The organism is Neglectibacter sp. X4, from assembly GCF_009917365.1.
In the GTDB taxonomy this organism is placed as follows: Bacteria; Bacillota; Clostridia; order Oscillospirales; family Acutalibacteraceae; genus Acutalibacter.
Genome location: NZ_QWLE01000154.1, coordinates 1 through 1,293 on the forward strand (window position 1 = coordinate 1; position 1,293 = coordinate 1,293).

Annotated in this window: 1 protein-coding gene; it reads right to left on the reverse strand. The window is 48.3% G+C overall.

Annotated elements, in window-relative coordinates; all coding sequences use genetic code 11:
- Nucleotides 1–1,013, reverse strand: a 1,013-nt coding sequence (locus D1841_RS17330) for an ABC transporter substrate-binding protein (RefSeq protein WP_160644914.1), incomplete at its 3' end; no start/stop codon positions are given.
- Nucleotides 1,014–1,293 lie beyond the last annotated feature (280 nt).

Genomic DNA, 1,293 nt, shown 5'->3' on the forward strand with positions numbered 1-1,293 from the left:
AGACGACCGCAGGTAATATCCACGCTGCCCGCATCCTCTTGATCCAGAGATTTCTCCGGAGACTCAATACAGAATTTCATAAATTTCCATGCCAGATCCGGTTGGGTACAGCTTTTCGGTACGGAAATTGTAGCGCCTTGGTTGCATACTAGGTGCCCCTTTGTAGATACCAGCACCAGCGGGCCCACACAGCCTTCAGGAGGCTGGTCAATGGGGCAGTAATTTGCGGCGCTCGTATCCAGGGCCAGGGAGTAAAAGGACAGAAGCGAACAGGTGTCCCCGCTGGTTACAGCGTTTGCGAAGCTGTATATGCCGTAGCCCATGCTGAGATCCGGCGCTGTGGGCGCGAATACCTCTGCTGTCTCCTCCAGCATCTCTACAAACTCCGGGCTGTCAAAGCTTGCGCTGTGAGTTTTCAGATCTACATATTCCTGCAGCTCCGCGCTGTTTATGTACTGCCGGGCAGTAGTGCCGTTGCCGCCGAATTCCAAAGGGATGTCCGCACCCATCAGCCCCTGCGCCACAGCGTCTTTCCGAATCTGTAACAGCTCTTTGTAAGTAATTCTGTCCAGCGGTTCGAAGGCCAAGCCAAGCCTATCTGTAATGGTTTTATTCAGATAAACGGATGTCAGCACAAAAGCAGTTGGCATAGAGTAAAGGTGGCCATCATAGGCACAGGATTCAAAAATATTGTAGAAATAATCCTCTTTGTCAAAATCGGGATCATTTTCCATCCACTCAAAAATGTCATAGAACAGGCCTGTTTCCGCAAACTTTGTGGGATCCAGCACGCCGCTGTCATTTAGAATGTAGTCCGCCTCCCCGCCCATCAGTTCGGTTGCCAAGCGCTGGGCGTATCGGTTCTCCAGTTCTGTCACAGAAGCCATGCTCTCCATGGCTTCCATCATGCTGGTAAACCCATTGAGGTTTATGGAAGCCTCCGGGTGGGCCTTGTTGAAATCCTTCACCAGCCCATACTCAAGGGCGGTGCTGTCATTAAAAAAGGTATTCATAACAAGTTCGCCTTTTGCGTCCTCCCAGCCTTCCGGATAGCTTCCGGATGATATATCCTGACAGGAGGCCAGCAAAAGCAGTAAGGGCAGAAGCAAAAGTATTGGCATAACTTTTTTCATAGGACACGTCCTTTCTCTTTGCACTTTCTATAGGGCTTCTACCCTTAATTATATTGAATATTGATCGGCCTGGCAACCCCTATGCCTTATTTCTCTGCTTCTATTTTTAGAACTATATTCCATATTTAGTGTTTAAATAATAACAAATATAGATAAAAAT